The organism is Exiguobacterium sp. (genome assembly GCF_020832205.1).
In the GTDB taxonomy this organism is placed as follows: Bacteria; Bacillota; Bacilli; order Exiguobacteriales; family Exiguobacteriaceae; genus Exiguobacterium.
On record NZ_JAFIFD010000013.1, the window covers coordinates 165,893 to 183,956 of the forward strand.

Annotated in this window: 13 protein-coding genes; all 13 read right to left on the bottom strand. The window is 55.6% G+C overall.

Annotation, left to right across the window (positions count from 1 at the left end):
- Positions 1-106: 106 nt before the first annotated feature.
- On the bottom strand, positions 107-2,002 hold the full coding sequence (locus JJU47_RS03020; protein WP_228616067.1) for a DUF7507 domain-containing protein: 1,896 nt from the start codon (positions 2,000-2,002) through the stop codon (positions 107-109).
- A 282-nt stretch (positions 2,003-2,284) separates the two neighbouring features.
- Complete coding sequence (ligA, locus tag JJU47_RS03025) at positions 2,285-4,279, bottom strand: NAD-dependent DNA ligase LigA (RefSeq protein ID WP_228616069.1); 1,995 nt, start codon at positions 4,277-4,279, stop codon at positions 2,285-2,287.
- 9 nt (positions 4,280-4,288) lie between these two features.
- Positions 4,289-6,505 carry a DNA helicase PcrA gene (gene pcrA, locus JJU47_RS03030; protein ID WP_228616071.1) on the bottom strand — a complete coding sequence of 739 codons (2,217 nt, stop codon included), beginning with the start codon at positions 6,503-6,505 and terminating at the stop codon, positions 4,289-4,291.
- Between the two features lie 39 nt (positions 6,506-6,544).
- On the bottom strand, positions 6,545-7,240 hold the full coding sequence (gene pcrB / locus JJU47_RS03035; protein ID WP_228616073.1) for a heptaprenylglyceryl phosphate synthase: 696 nt from the start codon (positions 7,238-7,240) through the stop codon (positions 6,545-6,547).
- 77 nt (positions 7,241-7,317) lie between these two features.
- Complete coding sequence (locus tag JJU47_RS03040) at positions 7,318-7,554, bottom strand: hypothetical protein (RefSeq protein WP_228616075.1); 237 nt, start codon at positions 7,552-7,554, stop codon at positions 7,318-7,320.
- A 12-nt stretch (positions 7,555-7,566) separates the two neighbouring features.
- Positions 7,567-8,949 carry a TrkH family potassium uptake protein gene (locus JJU47_RS03045; protein WP_228616077.1) on the bottom strand — a complete coding sequence of 461 codons (1,383 nt, stop codon included), beginning with the start codon at positions 8,947-8,949 and terminating at the stop codon, positions 7,567-7,569.
- 35 nt (positions 8,950-8,984) lie between these two features.
- Complete coding sequence (locus JJU47_RS03050; protein WP_024371764.1) at positions 8,985-9,293, bottom strand: YerC/YecD family TrpR-related protein; 309 nt, start codon at positions 9,291-9,293, stop codon at positions 8,985-8,987.
- Between the two features lie 68 nt (positions 9,294-9,361).
- Positions 9,362-11,104: an adenine deaminase C-terminal domain-containing protein gene (locus JJU47_RS03055; protein WP_228616079.1), complete on the bottom strand. Its 1,743-nt coding sequence runs from the start codon at positions 11,102-11,104 to the stop codon at positions 9,362-9,364.
- 176 nt (positions 11,105-11,280) lie between these two features.
- Positions 11,281-13,566, bottom strand: coding sequence for a putative bifunctional diguanylate cyclase/phosphodiesterase (locus JJU47_RS03060; protein WP_228616081.1), 2,286 nt, complete (start codon positions 13,564-13,566; stop codon positions 11,281-11,283).
- A gap of 99 nt (positions 13,567-13,665) precedes the next feature.
- Positions 13,666-14,919 (bottom strand): phosphoribosylamine--glycine ligase, encoded by a 1,254-nt coding sequence (gene purD, locus JJU47_RS03065; protein ID WP_228616083.1) that lies wholly within the window; start codon positions 14,917-14,919, stop codon positions 13,666-13,668.
- Between the two features lie 13 nt (positions 14,920-14,932).
- Complete coding sequence (gene purH, locus JJU47_RS03070) at positions 14,933-16,453, bottom strand: bifunctional phosphoribosylaminoimidazolecarboxamide formyltransferase/IMP cyclohydrolase (RefSeq protein ID WP_228616086.1); 1,521 nt, start codon at positions 16,451-16,453, stop codon at positions 14,933-14,935.
- A complete protein-coding gene (purN, locus tag JJU47_RS03075) occupies positions 16,450-17,028 on the bottom strand; it encodes a phosphoribosylglycinamide formyltransferase (protein WP_228616088.1) in 579 nt (192 codons plus the stop codon). The genes purH and purN overlap by 4 nt, the downstream gene beginning before the upstream one ends.
- On the bottom strand, positions 17,025-18,059 hold the full coding sequence (purM, locus tag JJU47_RS03080) for a phosphoribosylformylglycinamidine cyclo-ligase (protein ID WP_228616090.1): 1,035 nt from the start codon (positions 18,057-18,059) through the stop codon (positions 17,025-17,027). The genes purN and purM overlap by 4 nt, the downstream gene beginning before the upstream one ends.
- Between the last annotated feature and the right edge of the window lie 5 nt (positions 18,060-18,064).

Here is an 18,064-nt window from a genome sequence, read left to right on the forward strand (position 1 = left end):
ACTTCGTCCATTATAACAAAATCGTCGGATGAAAAAAGTGTCGAACCGGAATCAGTCCAGCAACATGTGAAAACGCCCTTCGACATGACAGTCGAAGAGCGTCGAGTCAAGCTTTTCTAGAAGGGCGGCGCCAGTGCGTCAACGCGAACAATCCGAGGATGATCAAGACGAGTCCGAGCGCCGTCACCCACGTGCCGGTTGAGCCGGTCAATGGAAGTGTTCCTTGGTCAGGCGTGACAGGTGTCGTCGGTTCCGGGACGTACACCGAATCATCTTCTCGTTCCGGGATCGCTTGTTTGACGTGGACCGTCGCTTCAGCCGAGCGGGAGACACGGTTTCCGCTCACTTCGAACGTGAACGTGACACGGTTCGTAAGTGTACCGCCAGCCCGTACGTCGTAGGACGGGAGCAACACTTTCTCCATCTCCAGCACGATCTCTTCGCCCGGTATGAGTCCGTTCTCCACTTCGGCAAGTGCCCGCATGCCGTCACGGAGCGTCTCCGTCGTCTCTTGCTGTTCGGTCTCGGTCAACGCGCCGCTCGTCCACTGCTCCATCACATCGACGAAATAAAGAGTGACGTTCGACGTATTCGTAATCGTATACGTGTAGACGATCGTGTCGCCCGGGTGAACCGTGTTTGGGTTCGCCACTTTCGTCACCGTGAAGTCGATGCGGTTCAACAAGACGATTTGTTGACTCTCGGCATCGATGACGCGTCCGAACTCGTCGCTCGCCGCGACACGGAACACGTTCCCAATCTCGGGATGAACGGTATCATCATAGTCGCTCGGGACTTCAAGATTGACCGTCGTTTCGACTCGTTCTCCCGGGGCGAGACCGTCCGTCCCGATGAGGTCCGTCAATCTCGTGTTCACCGTCTCGTTGAAAGCCGCCACCGCTTCGGTGCCGATCCCGCCGCTGAAGAACTCGTCTTCAATCGACGTGATGGTGAGCGTCGTCTCTCCTGTGTTCTCGATCACGAACGTATACGGGATCATCCCGCCGACGACGGCTTGGTCAATATTTGCTTCCTTGCCGACTTCAAGTCCAATCGTCTTGTCTGGAACGACCGTCACCGTCACATCGGTACAGTCAGCCGGAATCGCTTCATCCGGTCCTTCCACACCGGTGCAAAACGTGTTCGTCACGTCCGTCTCCATGTCCACGTCCGGGGCGAACGTATCAAATTGGATCGTCGTCGTGCCGACCGGGATGACGGGGAACGTCCAGTAGAAAGCAGGCGGTCCGCTCACAACGGTCGGGACAGGTGTTTCGACCCCGTCCGGTCCGAGCACTTCCACGGAATCGGCGACGACCGTCAACGCTTCCGGGACCGTGTCAGATACCGAGAAATTCTCAATCGGAGCACCGTCCACGTTGATGACGAGACGATACGTCAACAAGTCGCCGGCGAGCACTTCCATGATTTCTCCGTCGGCACCGAGTGCGAGTTTTTCAATCGTGACCGTCGGAGCGACCGTCGTCGCGGCCACTTCTTCCAACATCGTCTCGACTTCAGCAACCGGTTGTTCCGTTGCTTCTTCGGCCTCGACGGTTTGTTCTGCCGTCACTTCGACCGCTTCCTCAGCTTCAACGACATCAATCACCGGTTCGGATTCGTCTTCATTTCCGACCGGTTCCGCTTCAGACGGCAAGACGACCGCTTCTTCTGCCGGTTCGGTTGTGATCGTGAAAGCGGTGAACGAATAGGGGACGCGGTCTTCATTGTATAGCGTGATCGTCTCGATCATCGCCGAATCGACGTGCGCGGCGTCAATCATGAAACGCCAGCTGTCGGCCGTTTCACGGACACCGTAGTACGTCACGTCCTCATAGACGAGGCTCGCCTCATACAGACTGTTCGCCTCTTCTGCCGTCAGTTCGACTTGCGCGAAGATCGTGCTCGTCTCCTCTGCGTGCAGGACGTTCGGTGTGAGCATGCCGATGAGTAAAACGAATAAAGCGATGAGTGCTGTCACTTGACGTTTGGCGCTTCCCATGGTGGTCCCCTCCTCTAAGATGAATGCCTGTCTGCGACACAGCTATCCGATGACAGCATCGGGCACGGAGGGGGAAGAGAGGATGATTGTGCGCGAGTCGTGGTGTCAAAGGGTCCTCTAATTCAGGAATATTTTCCAAATGGTTTGGATACTATTCATTACCCTTCCCACGTTTCAGCGAACCCGTCGAAACCCCGAATCTTTTGAACGTTAGGTCAATGAAAAAAAGCCCTCGATTGGCACAGACCACCATTTGGTCCATTCCAATCGAGGACAAACGCATCACGCATGATTCGCCAAAAAGGCGAGCAGCGCCGCTTCATCCCATACTTCGATGCCGAGCGACTCCGCTTTCGCAAGCTTCGACCCGGCCTTCTCGCCGGCGACGAGCAAGTCTGTGTTCTTGCTGACACTACCGGTCACGCTCGCCCCGAGCAGCTCGAGCCGCTTCCCGGCCTCGCCGCGGGTCATTTCGTGAAGCTTCCCGGTCAAGACGACCGTCTTGCCTGCGAGCGGAGCGTCCGTGTCGACGGGGCGCTTCGCTCCTTTGAACGTCAAGTTGACGCCCGCTTCATCGAGTTCCCGGACGAGCTCACGCGCCTCCGGCTTCTCGAAGTAAAGCGTGATCGACTCGGCCATCTTCGTCCCGATGCCGTCAATCGCCGTCAACGCTTCGACCGTTGCGGCCATGATTGCTTCCATCGTCTCGAACCGCTCGGCGATGAGTGTCGCCGCCTTCTGGCCGACGAGACGAATTCCGAGCGCGAACAAGACGCGCTCGAGTGAGTTTTGTTTCGATTGGTCGATCGCCGCGAGCAAGTTCGACACCGACGTCTCCCCCATCCGCTCGAGCGCAAGGAGCGCCTCACGGTCAAGCCGATACAAATCGGCGACGTTGTGGACGAGCTTCGCCTCGTGGAGCTGGGTAATCACTTTTTCGCCGAGCCCGTCGATGTTCATCGCCGGACGCGACACGAAATGGATGAGCCCTTCTAGCAGCTGGGCCGGACATTCCGGATTGACGCAACGGTGGTCCGCCTCGCCTTCTAACCGGACAAGTTCCGAATCACAAGCGGGACAGTGTGTCGGGAAGACGATTTCCGTCTCGTTCCCCGTCCGCTCACTCTCGATCGCCGAGACGACGGCCGGGATGACGTCCCCGGCCTTTTTGATGACGACACGGTCGAACAAGTGCAAATCTTTCTCTTTAATAAAGTCCTCATTATGGAGCGTCGCGTACGTCACGGTCGACCCGGCGACAAGCACCGGTGCGAACCGGGCACGCGGTGTCACTTTCCCGGTCCGTCCAACGCTGAAGTCGACGGCTTCGATCGTCGTCACGACTTCCTCGGCCGGAAACTTATAGGCGACGGCCCAACGCGGGCTTTTCGCCGTGAAACCGAGCTGTTCTTGCTCTTCATACGCCGCGACTTTAATGACGATGCCGTCAATCTCATACGGCAGTTCGCTACGTTTCGTCACGTACGTCTCAATGTAGTCCCATAGCGCATCGGCCGTTTGCGACGTCGTATACTCGCTGTTGACAGCGATGCCGAGTTGTTTCAAGTAGGCGAGCGCCTCGTCATGCGACGCGACGAGGTCGTCGGTCGAGACGAGTCCGTATGCGAAGAACGCCAAGTTGCGCGAAGCCGCGATCTTTGAGTCGAGTTGCCGGAGCGAGCCGGCGGCTGCATTGCGCGGGTTGGCGAACAACGCCTCGCCCATCCGTTCGCGCTCATCGTTTAAATGTTGGAACGAACGCTTCGGCATATACGCCTCACCGCGCACTTCGAGCGTGACGTCTTCGTTCAGCCGGAGCGGAATCGAGCGGATCGTCTTCAAGTTTTGAGTGATGTCCTCACCCGTCGTCCCATCGCCCCGCGTCGCCCCGCGAACGAGACGGCCGTCTTCGTATTTAAGGGAGACGGCGAGCCCGTCAAACTTGAATTCGGCGACGAACAGCGGACGATAGCCGAGATCTTTCTCGATGCGGTCGACCCATTCGACGAGTTCTTCTTTCGTGAAGACGTTTCCGAGCGAGAGCATCGGCGTGTCGTGCGTCACCTTGACGAACGCGTCGAGCGGAGGGGCGCCGACCCGTTGCGTCGGTGAGTCCGGGCTTCGCAGCTCCGGATAATCGGTCTCGATTTGGATGAGCTCGTTCATGAGCCGGTCGTATTCAGCGTCCGGCACGCTCGGCCGGTCGAGCACGTAATACTCATAGCCGTACTGATTCAATTGTTTCCGTAACGTCTCTACTCGTTCTGTCATCTCCATACCATCACCTCACGCTTTTTCAATCGGGGCGAACTTGGCGAGCAGACGTTTGATTCCGACCGATGGGAAAGCGATGTCGAGTTCGAGCTGGTCCCCTTCGCCGCGTGTCTGCACGACCGTTCCTTGACCCCATTTTTTATGGTTCGCTTTATCGCCGACGTTCCAGCCGATCGATTCAGCGCCTGACGACTGGGCGAGCTTCGGTTTCGGTTTCGAGCTGAAACCGTTCACCGGCAGTTTACCCGGTGATTCGACCGGGTTCCACGGCATCGCCTTCTTCGCTTTTCCTGAGCGCTCGAGGAGCGTCTCCGGCAGTTCGTGCAAGAAGCGGGATTCCGGGTTGTTTTGGAAGCGACCGTACAGCATGCGCGACTGGGCCCGCGTCAAATAGAGCCGCTTCTCTGCGCGGGTAATACCGACGTAGGCGAGACGGCGCTCTTCTTCCATCTCTTCCGGGTCGTTCAAAGACCGGCTATGCGGGAACAATCCTTCTTCCATCCCAATCAAGAAGACGACCGGGAATTCGAGTCCTTTCGCCGAGTGGAGCGTCATGAGCGTCACTTGGTGCAATTCGTCGACTTCCTCGAGCGAATCGAGGTCCGAGACGAGCGTCAAGTCCGTGAGGAAGGCGACGAGCGTCTGTTCGTCGCTTTCTTTCTCGAAGTTCTGAGCGACCGATAAGAATTCTTGCAAGTTCTCGAGTCGGCTCTCCGCTTCGAGCGTCTTCTCGATTTTGAGCATCTCTTCATAGCCTGACTTCTTCAACACTTCTTCAATCAACTCTGAAATCGATAAGTAATCCGCCATTTGACGAAGATCGATCATGAGTTTGCGGAACTCGGCGAGTTTCGTCGCCGTCCGCGGTGCGATGCCGGACAGTTCGATATCGCGAATCGCTTCCATGAGCGAGACGCCTTGCATCGATGCGAAATCACCGAGCTTGTCGACCGTCGCCGCACCGATTCCACGCTTCGGTTCATTCACGACTCGGACGAACGAGATGTCTTCATCCGGGTTGGCGATCAAGCGCAAATACGCTAACACGTCTTTAATTTCTTTCCGTTCATAGAACTTCGTCCCGCCGACCATCTTGTACGGGATGTTCGACTTGAGAAGCATCTCCTCGAGACCACGTGATTGGGCGTTCGTTCGGTACAAAACGGCCATCTCGCCGTAATCGATGCCTTCTTGACGCAGTTCTTTCATCTGATTGATGATGAAGAACGCCTCGTCGCGGTCGTCCGAAGCGACATGGAGCAACAATTTCTCACCTTCAGCGTTGTCCGTCCACAAGTTCTTGTCTTTACGCGACGAGTTGTTTTTAATGACACCGTTCGCCGCCTCCAAAATTCGTTTCGTCGAGCGATAGTTTTGTTCGAGCAAGATGACGTGCGCGCTCGGATAGTCTTTCTCGAACGTCAAGATGTTCGCGATGTCCGCCCCGCGCCAACGGTAAATCGACTGGTCCGAGTCCCCGACGACGCACAAGTTCTCGTGAGCGGCCGCGAGCATTTTAACGAGCGTGTATTGAGCCCGGTTCGTATCTTGGTACTCGTCGACGTGAATGTATTGGAACTTCTTCTGATAAAACGCGAGCACGTCCGGTGCTTGTTCGAACAATTGAATCGTCTTCATGATCAAGTCATCGAAATCAAGGACGTTGTTGTGCTTCAGTTTTTTCTCGTACGCCGTGTACACGTCCGAGATGACTTTCTCATACGGGTTGTTCCCGACGAGACCGGCCGCGTCGGACGCGGTCCGCAGTTCGTTCTTATGGTTTGAGATCATCCCGAGCAGCGTTCGCGGCTCATACTTCTTCGGATCCAAGTTCAATTCTTTCAACACTTGCTTGATCGCCGTCAGCTGGTCCGACGCATCTAAAATTGAAAAGCTGCGATCGTAACGGATGCGGTCGATATCACGGCGCAAAATCCGCACGCACATCGAGTGGAACGTCGAGATCCAAATATCATCCGCCACACCGCCGACGAGACGGGCGATCCGGTCTTTCATCTCACGGGACGCCTTGTTCGTAAACGTGATGGCGAGAATATTCCACGGCGCGATTTGTTTAGACGCCATCAAATAAGCGACGCGGTGCGTCAACACGCGTGTCTTCCCTGACCCGGCCCCGGCCATGATGAGGAGCGGTCCGTCCGTGTATTTGACGGCCTCTGCCTGCTCGGGGTTCATGCCTTTGACCAATTCTTCACTCAAGTTATACATAATCGTTTCCTTTCTTCGTTCCAAACGTTTGTTCTTATTTTATCGGAGTGCCGCCACAGTCGCAAGCGCTCCGTCGAGATTCTCGTAAATGACGTTTCCGACGACAATCGTGTCGACGTAGGCAGCCATTTGCATCGCTGTTGCCGCCCCGTCGATCCCGCCCCCATAAAACAAATGAGCGTCCGGGACGGCGAGGCGCACTTCTTTGACGACGTCCGGCGAACCGAACGTGCCGCTATATTCAAGGTAAAGGGATGGCAAACGGAACAGATAGTGGCCGGTCTCGGCATAAGCGACGACTTGCTCGAGGGAGAGCTCGGTTCGCGCCTCGGTCACTTCGGCGACTTTCGCCGCCCCGTTCAAGACGATGTAGCCTTGTCCGGTCACGTGACTCGGTTCAAACAAATGCCCGTGCCGTTCGAACGCCCGAGCTTGATGACCGATGACCCAGTCGACCGTCCCGGCGTTCAACACGGTTGGAATGAAATAATGGTCGAATCCACGTATCGTCTGATCCGGGTGACTCAACTCAAGTGCGACCGGAACACCGCATCCGTTCAACCGTTCGAACAACGTGAACGTGTTCTCGGCATCGATGCCGTCCGTACCGCCGATGAGAAAGGCATCCGTCCCCGATTGAATGAGCGCCGACAGCGCCTCATCCTCCAGTCGTTTGTTCGGGTCTAGTTTAAATACGTGGCGCCAGCCGTGAAAATCCATTCGAAGTCCCTCCATTCGATACCTCCTCTAGTGTAGCGATTTTTTTAGTCGGTTGCATCTGTTGACGAAAAAAAGACTTGCCGAAGCAAGTCTTAAGCACGTCGGGACTCGGCCCGTCGTTCCCGATCCGTCAACCATTTTGCGACGAGAAGCGCGAACGCACCGTACACCGGGACGAACCAGAGCGGGTTGGCGAGAAAGAAACCGAGCACCGGGATATCGAGCAGCGGCGAATCCGGTGAACAGAGCGCCGTCCCGTTGACGATCGCAATGAACGGTAAGACGGGAACGACGAACACGTACCCGAAGTTGATCCAAAATGCCTTCATGGTCTTGTCTCCTTAACCTAAGATAATCGATTCTTTCGGATAGTTATACATCCGTTTCGGCTGTCTCCGCTGCAAGATCAAGATGAAGGCGATGACCCCGATCCGACCGATGAACATCAAGATGGTGAGCACCCATTTGCCGACGTTCGAAAACTCAGAAGAAAGCCCGACCGAGAGTCCGGTCGTCCCGAACGCCGAGCACGCCTCGAACAAGATTCGAGTGAGCGAAGCGTCTTCAAAGAACGTGAGCACCATGACACCCGAGAGCAAGACGGCGAGCGAGACGGTAATGATGACGAACGCCTTCCAAATGTCCTCGAGCACGATCTCGCGCCCGAAAATCTTGATCGACGAGTCCCCGCGGATGAACGCGATGACCCCGAGCACGGCGACGGCGAACGTCGTCGTCCGGATCCCTCCACCGACCGAAGACGGGGAAGCGCCGATGAACATGAGGATCGATAAGAGCAACATGCTCCCTTCCGAGAACAAGTTCACGTCGACAGTCGACAGTCCGCCGTTACGCGTCGTCACGGACTGGAACAGCGAGTCCGATAGCGCGAGCCAAAGCGGTAACTCTTTGAACGCATTGTTGTATTCGAACATGAACAACCCGACCGTTCCGACGGCAATCAAAATGAAGAACGTCGACACCGTCAACTTCGTGAACAAAGAGAAGCGGCGCGGGAAATTCTCGCGTTTTCGCATGATCCGGCTCATCAAATACGTCCGAATCTCGATGAGCACCGGGAAACCGATGGCTCCGCCGGTCATGAGCGCGATTTGGGTGAAGATGACGAACGGGTCTTCCCGGAACGGCGCGAGCGAGCTGCCGGTAATATCAAACCCGGCGTTCGTCGTCGCACTGACCGCTCCGAACAGCCCTTGCAGGAACGCTTCCCCGGCCGTGTCAAAGTAGTTTAAGTAGTGGACTCCAAGCAACACCGCCCCGACCGCCTCAATCGCGATAACGGTAAGGACGATTTCCGTAATGTATTTGATAATGCCAGACATCGATGTCTGGTTTTGGTCACGCAAAATGAGTTGACGCTCACGGAAGCCGATACGCTTCCCGAGCAAAATCCACATAATGACGTGAAGACTGATCAACCCGACACCGCTCACTTGAACGATGAACAAGATGATAAATAGGCCGAACGTCGAGAACGTGTCCGCGACGACGATCGGGGTGAGTCCGGTGACACTGACGCAACTGACCGCGAAAAAGACGAGGTCGGTGAACGTGATCGTCACCCCGGGCTTATGCGCAATCGGCAGAGCGAGCAGGATGATCGATAAAATCGCAGCCGCGCTGTAAATCAACACGAGCGTTTGGACCGGTGTCAGCTTTCGAAAAAATAGCTGTAAATTTCGTTTCATAAACTTGTCTTTCATCGTGCCCCTCCTTTCCATCAAAAACAAGATGACTCTTACGAGTCACCTTTGTCTGATTGGTTTAGGCGTTCAAGGGCAAGGTCATAGCCACCTGACCCGTAGTTCAAGCAACGCTTGACACGGGAAATCGTAGCCGTCGAAGCACCTGTCGCTTCTTCAATTTTATGATATGTGCTGCCTTCACGAATTTGGCGCGCCACTTCTAACCGTTGGGCTAACGCTTGAACTTCGTTGACGGTCGCTAAGTCTTCGAACAATTGATAGCAGTCTTCGAGCGTGTCGAGCTTCAAGATCGCCTCAAACAGCTGATCAAGTTCACGCCCTCTTAATTTATCGAGTTGCATCCGCAAGCATCCTCTCTCCATCGTACTTCTTTATCATTCTAAAGCACGACCGCCTCGGACTCAACTGTTCATCGCAAAATCGCTGGAAATAGTATTTGTTTTTTCATCACTTCGTAAATCCCGAGCGGTGTCGCACGCACGTATGGCAAATGCGTCGAAGCGAGGAACAGGAGCGTGTAAATCGGATCTTCGAAGTGGTAACCGCGCGCCACCAGTTCATTGCGCAGCTGCTTCTCTTGATGAATCAGACGCTCGACCGGCTCGATCGACGTCATGCCGCAGAGCGGGAGCGGGATTTCAGCGATGATTTCGCCTCGGTCGACGAGAACGATGCCGCCGCCAAGTTCCTTCATACGCGCGAACGCCGTCAACATATCCTGTTTACACTTGCCGAGAATCAAATAGTCGCCGCTGATCGAGTATGAACTGACGAGACCGCCGAAGTCGTTAGCGAACCCTTTCAATACCGTGTTAAGGCGCCATTTTCCTTCTTTATCGAGCAACATGAGAAACGACTCGTCCCCGTCGCGCGGCAGTTCGTCTTGGCCGGTGTCGTGTGTGATCTTGAACAGTTTCATGATGACCGAGTTGACCATGTCGAGCCCGACCGGCATGCTGAACGACAGATCGGTTGGCGTCAACTCGATGTCGACGTCCGTCGCCGGCATGAGTGCGAGCGACGCCTCGATCAACTCGTCCGGGAAGAGCGACACCCCGTCACGAACAATCCACTGTCCTTTCGCGATGACACTCGATGGACGAGGGGCATCAATCGCATCCAAAATGTTGAGATGGGCGATGCGGCCCGGAGCGACCGACCCGAGGACGTGATCGAGCCCAAAATGACGGGCCACGTTCAACGACACGATGCGATACGCCTCGACCGGGTCTAATCCGGCCTCGATCATGATTTTCACGAGCGCATCTTGCATCCCGTCCTCATAAAATCCCGGGGTCGACCCGTCTGTCGTCACCATGAGATGGTCGAACGCCGATAGGCCCGCCTCAAGCAACCCGCGCATCATGTGCGGCAAGTCCGGTCGAATCGAGGAATGACGTAGCGTCGTCGTATACCCATGCTCGAGACGGCATAGCGCTTCTTCGGCTGTCATCGCTTCGTGGTCGCTGTGGACACCCATCAGCGCCATTTTTGTGAGCGTCTTCGCCGATGCCCCCGGGAAGTGCCCTTCGACCGGAAGGCCGCACGTCTCGGCGTCGAGCATCCACTGGAGCATCTCGTCGTCTCCTTTTAACGTGCGCGGCCACGCTGTCAACTCACCGGCCATGATGACGTCCGGATGGTTGAACCAGTCGTGGATGCGTTCCGTGTCGACGAGGACGCTATCACGGTCAAGCTCGGTCTGCGTATCGAGCCGCGCCCACCAGTACGTGCTCGTCGGGAATTGTTGGATTGCTTCCAATTGCGCAAACGCTTGCTCCCTCTCTTGTAAAAAAAGAAGCATGTTGTCGTTCACGAGCGTCGTCGTTCCCCGCTCGCCTGCATACTTCGACAGCGTCGCCGGGTTATACAGTTGAAACGGATGCGCATGCGGCTCGATGTAGCCTGGAACGACAAACTTTCCGGAGACATCGACCGTCTCGACCGCCTCTTTCGGCAAGTCCGGTCCGACATAGACGATGCGGTCATGCTCCATCCAAATGTTCGCTTGTTTCCATTGTTTCACGTACACGTTCAAATAAGTCGCATTCGTCAAGACGAGCGAAGGCGGCCGCACTTGGTCTACGACCTCAAGTTGTGAGCGAATCATCGTTTTTGACCACGGTGCCCGCGCCGATCGTTTAGTTGGCATCGAACCCAGTCCTCCCTTAATCGCTTCAGTTATTATCAGAAGATAACTTTGTAAGCGTTTTCTTTATACTGCTTCAAGTTTACCTTTTCTCTGAAACCGTAGCAAGTTATGTTCACCATTGTAACGAAATTCACACAAAGTTTACACAAATAAAGACGCCTCTGCGAGAAGCGTCTTCACCAGTCATACAACGTGACCGTTTTCTTTAAATAATGCTCGAGTTGAGCAAGCGGAACCGGCTTGCTGTAATGGTAGCCTTGAATGAGCGAACTGCTATGTTCGAGCACGAAGGCAAGTTGCTCCGGACGTTCGACCCCTTCGGTGACGATGTCGAGACCGAGCGTATGGAACGTTTGATAGAGCCCTTCGAGCAGTGCCCGGTCGAACGTGTTCTCCGGGATGCCTTTCACGAAGTTTTGGTCGATTTTGATCAAGTCGAGTTGGAGCGATTGCAGGAACGACAGCGAAGACGTCCCGACACCGAAATCATCCAGTGAGATTTTGACACCGAGCGTTTTCAACGACTGGATGAACTGCTGCAATTCATATAAGTTACCGCCGACGTCGCTCTCCGTAATTTCGACATGAAGCAGATGCGGATCAAACGAAGATTCTGCGAGCACGTCTTCGAGTTCCGCTAAAAATGACCCATCTGCGATTTGTCGCTTGGACACGTTGACCGATAAGAACAAATGGTGGCGCATGGCGTGCCCTTTCATCTCGGACATCGCTTGACGGAGCACCCAGCGGCCCAAGTCAGAAATCAAGCCGAGTTGCTCCGCGATCGGGATGAACAGTCCTGGCGACACTTGACCTTTCACCGGATGGTTCCATCGGATGAGTGCTTCGACTCCGCGCACGGCGAACGGATGCGGCGACACGATCGGTTGATAGTACAGCTCGAACTCATCGTTTTCGAGCGCCCGTCTCAAATCACGTTCCATCTCAAGCGTTTGCAAGTAGTGGCTGCCATCTTCAATCTCCTGGAATGCCAAGATTCGATTTTTTCCGGACAGCTTCGCCTCATGCAAGACGACGTCAAGCCGTCCCATCATGACTTCATACGTATGATGCGGATGCAGTGAAGCGAAGACGTCCAATCCAATCGTCGACGTCAACCCTTTCACCCCGTTCATCTCGGACCAGTCGCTCAAATCTCTCATGAGCCGGCGAGCGACCGGGCGCAATTCGTCGAGCGTCCATTTCGGATGAAGGAACATGAATTCATCGGCACCGATGCGAGCGACGAACCCGTCTTCTTTATAAAAGTTCAATCGGGACGCGATGTAAATCAAAACGGCATCACCTGTGCGATGACCGAACTGGTCGTTGATGCGGCGGAAATTGTCCAAGTCGAGGCCGATGACGCCGATTTGATTGTGGTCGCCACGGACGCTTGAAAAATAGTCCTCGATCGCCAACCGGTTGGGCAGTTGAGTGAGTGCGTCCCGATACGCCTTATCGAGCACTTCCGCTCTCGTGTCTTCGAGCGCGGCGAGCACTTCGTTCATGCTGGCGGCCATTTGTTCAATCTCGTCTTGGCTCTGTTCGTTTAAACTGACGCGCAGTCGACTATCTCGCTCGATCGTGATCTGTTTCAACTCGCCGACGATTTTCATCAAGCGACGAATGACGACGTGATAAATCGTCCAGAACAAGGACAAGAACAATCCGACGCCGAGAACGAGCAACGCCACCATGCCGAGGCGGAGCATCGTCACTGTGTTTCGGTAATGCGTCGGTTCGACGACGAACGTGACCCCGAACTCCGCTTCCTCGAACACGAGATCTAGCGGAATCAAGACGCGCGTCCATCCGTCTTGCGTCGACGTTTTCGTTTCCCCCGCTTCGCTCGGTCCGATGGCTAGGGGGAGCTTCGTCTGCGCGCTCAAGTCCGCGATGAAATCGGCACTGATGAACTCGAGCATGACGAGCGTCCCTTGGGCTGGCCCACTCGTGTCACTTCTTAAAATCGGATGTGCCGCATAGAGCACCGGCCCATATTCACTCGCATAGACGGCGTCTTGCTTCCCGTCCCGCCCTTTAACACGAGTAGCGATTTCCGAGATGAACGCCTCTTGCTCCGAAGCGGACAACGCCAGGCTCGCTTTTTGGAACTTCGAATAGTGGACGTTCCCGTCACGGTCCAAAAACATTATCGCGTTGACGTTCAAATTGTCGAGTGACGCTTCGCTGATGTTGCTGCTGACGAACGAATCGTTCTTCCCTTGGATGAACGCATAGGCATCGTTCCACACTGCCCAATCGACGAGTGTGCGTTCGAGCATATGTTTCCGATTCGCGAGCGTCTCTTTCACACTGGCGATTTGGCTCTCGACCGTTTGACGATCTTGCTCCATACTCTTTTCAATAAAATACGGCCGGACGACAAAGAAGATGACGCCGACAAACACGAGTATATTCAAGGCCATCGCAATCATGAGTTTCGTCCGAATGCGCATGCCGACCACCTTCTTCCTTCAATCTACCCCATTATTGTAGAGCAGGAAGCGGGGATTCCCTTCTTTTCGCATGAAAAAAAGGATGGGTTGACCCATCCTTTAAAAAATACGAGCAAGTGCCCGGCCAGCGATATCGGTTCGATAAAACGTCTCCGGCAGCTCGAGCGTCTCGAGCGCCGCATACGCCGTACGTTTCGCTTCAAGCAACGTCGGTTTTGTTGAGGTGATGACGAAGAGCCGACCTCCGTTGCCGATCACTCGGTTCATGTCGCGCGTCGTCCCGGCATGGAACACGAGCACGTCGTCCGGTAATTGATCAAAACCGGAGAGCACTTGACCGCTTACCGCCTGCCCCGGATAGCCGGCCGCGGCGACGACGATTCCAATCGTATATTCATCGCGCCATTCGATCGGATACGGCTCTTTCGCGACGACCGCCTCGATGACGTCAAGAAGCGGCGACGCCAAGTTCGGCAGGATGACTTCTGTTTCCGGGTCGCCGAAACGGGCGTTGAACTCGATCACTTTCGGTCCGTCCTCCGTCAAAATGAGTCCCGCATATAAGAACCCTTCAAACGGCGTCCCCCGCTCGACCATCGTCTTAGCGAGCGGGAAGAGCACACGCTCGACCGCCTCTTTGTAAACAGCCTCTTTTAAATGAGGCATCGGGCTGTACGCACCCATCCCGCCGGTGTTCGGTCCTGCGTCGCCGTCAAAGGCACGTTTATGGTCTTGGGATGTGATCATCGGAATGACATGTTCTCCTGAGACGAACGCCATAAGCGAGAACTCTTCGCCTTCTAAAAATTCCTCGATGACGACACGCGACTGAGCACCGAACTTATCGGTCGTGAAAATATCGATGATGGCCGCTCGCGCCTCCTCGAGTGTGAACGCGACAGTCACGCCTTTTCCGGCGGCAAGGCCGTCCGCCTTGACGACGAGGGGAGCGCCTTGTGCCTCGATATAAGCGAGCGCTTCGTCCTTGTCGTTGAACGTCTCATACCCCGCTGTCGGGATGTTCGCCTCTCGCATCACTTCTTTCGCGAACGCCTTGCTCCCTTCGAGCAGGGCGGCCGCTTTCGCCGGACCGAAGATGCGGTGTCCGTTTGCTGCGAACACATCGACGACCCCAGCCATGAGCGCCGATTCGGGACCGACGATCGTCCAGTCGATCTGTTCGGTCTCAGCGAAGCGGACGAGCGCCACGACGTCCGTCTCTTCGATTGGCACGCACGTCATCCCATCCATATTGAGGTTGCCTGGAGCCACGAAAACTTCATGCCCATCTTGTTTCAACTTCCAAGCGAGCGCATGTTCACGGCCGCCGCGTCCAATGACGAGTACATTCATCGTATCGCTCCTCTCAATGTTTGAAGTGTCGAACTGACGTGAACACCATCGTGATGCCGTGACGGTTCGCCGCTTCAATCGACTCCTCGTCGCGAATCGAACCGCCTGGTTGAATGATGGCCGTAATTCCTGCTGCCGCTGCCGCTTCGACCGTATCCCCCATCGGGAAGAACGCGTCACTGCCGAGCGCGGCACCGCTTGCCCGCTCACCCGCTTGTTCGAAAGCAATTTTCGCCGCCCCGACCCGGTTCATCTGTCCGGCACCGATGCCGATCGTCGTCTCATCTTTCGCCACGACGATCGCGTTCGATTTCACATGTTTGACGACACGCCAAGCGAGCTTCAAGTCTTCCCATTCCGCTGCTGTCGGCCGACGGTCGGTCACGATTTGGCACGAGGCGTCGTCGAGTGTCATGTCATCGCCGTCTTGAACGAGCAGTCCGCCGGCGACGGCCGTCAACCGTGAACCGGTCATTTGCCCCATCTCGAGCGTCAATAGACGTAAATTCTTTTTCTCTTTCAATCGGTCAAGTGCTGCCTCGCTAAAGGATGGGGCAATGACGATTTCGAGGAAGATGTTCCGAAGCGCTTCTGCCGTCTCCAAATCAACTTCACGGTTCAATGCGACGATGCCACCAAAGATCGAGACCGGGTCGGCCGCATGGGCCCGGGCGAACGCTTGGCTGATCGTTTTTCCGACCGCGACTCCGCACGGGTTCATATGTTTGACGACGACCGCTGCCGGCTCCGTCAATTCCGTGAGCGCTTCGAGCGCCGCATTCGTGTCTTGGATGTTGTTGTACGAGAGTTCTTTCCCGTGGAGTTGCGTCGCGTTCGCGAGTGTCATTCCGTTATAGAGCGGTGTCTTATAAAACGCGGCTTGTTGGTGCGGATTTTCCCCGTAGCGAAGGTCTTGTACTTTTTCGTACGTGACCGTGAGTTGCTCTGGGAACGTCTCACCGATTTGTTGACCTAAATAGTCGGCAATCAACGCGTCATAAGCCGCCGTATGGCGAAACGCTTTCGTCGCCAGGCGTTGTCTCGTCTCAAACGACGTCCCGCCGTTCTGAACTTCTTGTGCGACAGACATGTAGTCGGCCGGGTCGACGACGACCGTCACGCTCGCATGGTTTTTGGCCGCAGAGCGCAACATGCTCGGTCCGCCGATATCGATGTTTTCAATCGCTTCGTCATACGTCGCGTTCTCTTTCGCGATCGTCTCTTTGAACGGATACAAGTTGACGACGACGTAATCGATCGGTTCGATGGCGTGGTCTTTCATCTGCTCGACGTGCGAGTCTAAATCGCGCCGTCCGAGAAGTCCGCCATGGACGAGCGGATGGAGCGTCTTCACACGCCCATCGAGCATCTCTGGGAACGATGTCACTTCTGAGATGTTCTTCACCGGGAGGCCGGCCGCGACGAGTGCCGCTTCCGTTCCGCCGGTTGAGATGAGTTCAATGCCAGCCTCATGTAACACGCTCGCAAGTTCAATGATTCCTGTCTTATCTGACACACTAAGTAATGCTCTCACTTGAAGACCTCCTGTTGAATGAACACTTGATGTAATACGTGCGGATAGAGCGCATGCTCGACCGCTTGAATCCGTCTTGTCGCTTCCACGGCATCACAGTCCGTAATCTCTACTTCGCGTTGGGCGATGATTGGGCCCGTGTCCATCCCGGCATCGACGTAATGGACGGTGGCCCCGCTCGTTGGCACGTTCGCCGCGAGCGCTTGTCCAATGGCGTCTTTTCCAGGGAAGGCCGGCAGGAGCGACGGATGGATGTTGATGATTTGGTTTGGATACGCGGTAAGCAATACGTCCCCAATCAATCGCATATACCCGGCCAAGACGATATAGTCAGCGCCGAGCGCCTGTAACAGGACGAGAATCTCCTGTTCAAATTCAGCTTTTGATGCGTAAGCCTTAGGCTCAAACGAGAAACTCGGGATGTTGAACCGATCCGCCCGCTCGAGCACTTTCGCCTCCGGTTTGTCCGAGACGAGCAGAACGCACTCCCCAGACAAATCACCGCGTTCGATCGCTTGCCAAATCGCTTCGGCGTTGCTGCCCGAGCCAGAGGCGAAGATGGCGAACCGCTTCACTGGTCAACCCCCATGACGCGGACGCCGGGCTTCGCTTCGACTTTCCCAATCCGGTGCGACGTCTCGCCGGCGCGTTCCAATGCTGCTTCTACCGTCGCGACATCCTCCGGGCGGACTGCGATCATGAAACCGATCCCCATATTAAAGACGTTGAACATCTCTTGTTTCGAGACGTGTCCGACTTGTTCGAGCCAATCGAAGACCGGGAGGCTTGGCCAACTTGATGCGTCAAACGTGACACCAAGACCTTCAGGCAACATGCGCGGTACGTTCTCATAGAACCCGCCGCCGGTGATGTGCGCCATCCCTTGGACGAGTCCGGTCGAAATCGCTGCTTTCGCCGCCTCTGAATAGATGCGTGTCGGCAAGAGTAACGCGTTGCCGAGCGTCGTATCGAGCATTGCGATCTCATCCGTGTAGGCGAGTCCTTGCGCTTCAACGATATGGCGGACGAGTGAGAAACCGTTCGAATGGACGCCGGACGACGCTAACCCTAGCACGATGTTCCCGGCTTCGATCGTCCGTCCGTCGATGAGTGCTTCTTTCTCGACGACACCGACAGCGAATCCTGCGATGTCGTATTCCCCGTCCGGATACATGCCCGGCATTTCGGCCGTCTCGCCGCCGACGAGGGCGCAACCGGCTTGGACGCAGCCTTCGGCCACACCTGCGACGATCCGCTCGAGCTTCGCCGGATCGGCTTTTCCGGTCGCGATATAGTCTAAGAAATAGAGCGGTTCGGCACCATGGACGAGGCAGTCGTTGACACACATCGCCACACAGTCAATTCCAATCGTATCATGTTGATCGAGCGCGAACGCGAGTTTCAGCTTCGTGCCGACCCCGTCCGTGCCGCTCACTAAAATCGGATGCTTCATCTGCATCGATCCGAGATCGATCATCGCACCGAAGCTGCCAAGCCCTGTCATCACTTCGGGACGCATCGTCCGCGCGACGTGACGCTTCATGCGCGACACCGCCTCATAGCCTGCCTCTAAATTCACACCCGCTTGTTCATATCTTAAACTCATCGTCA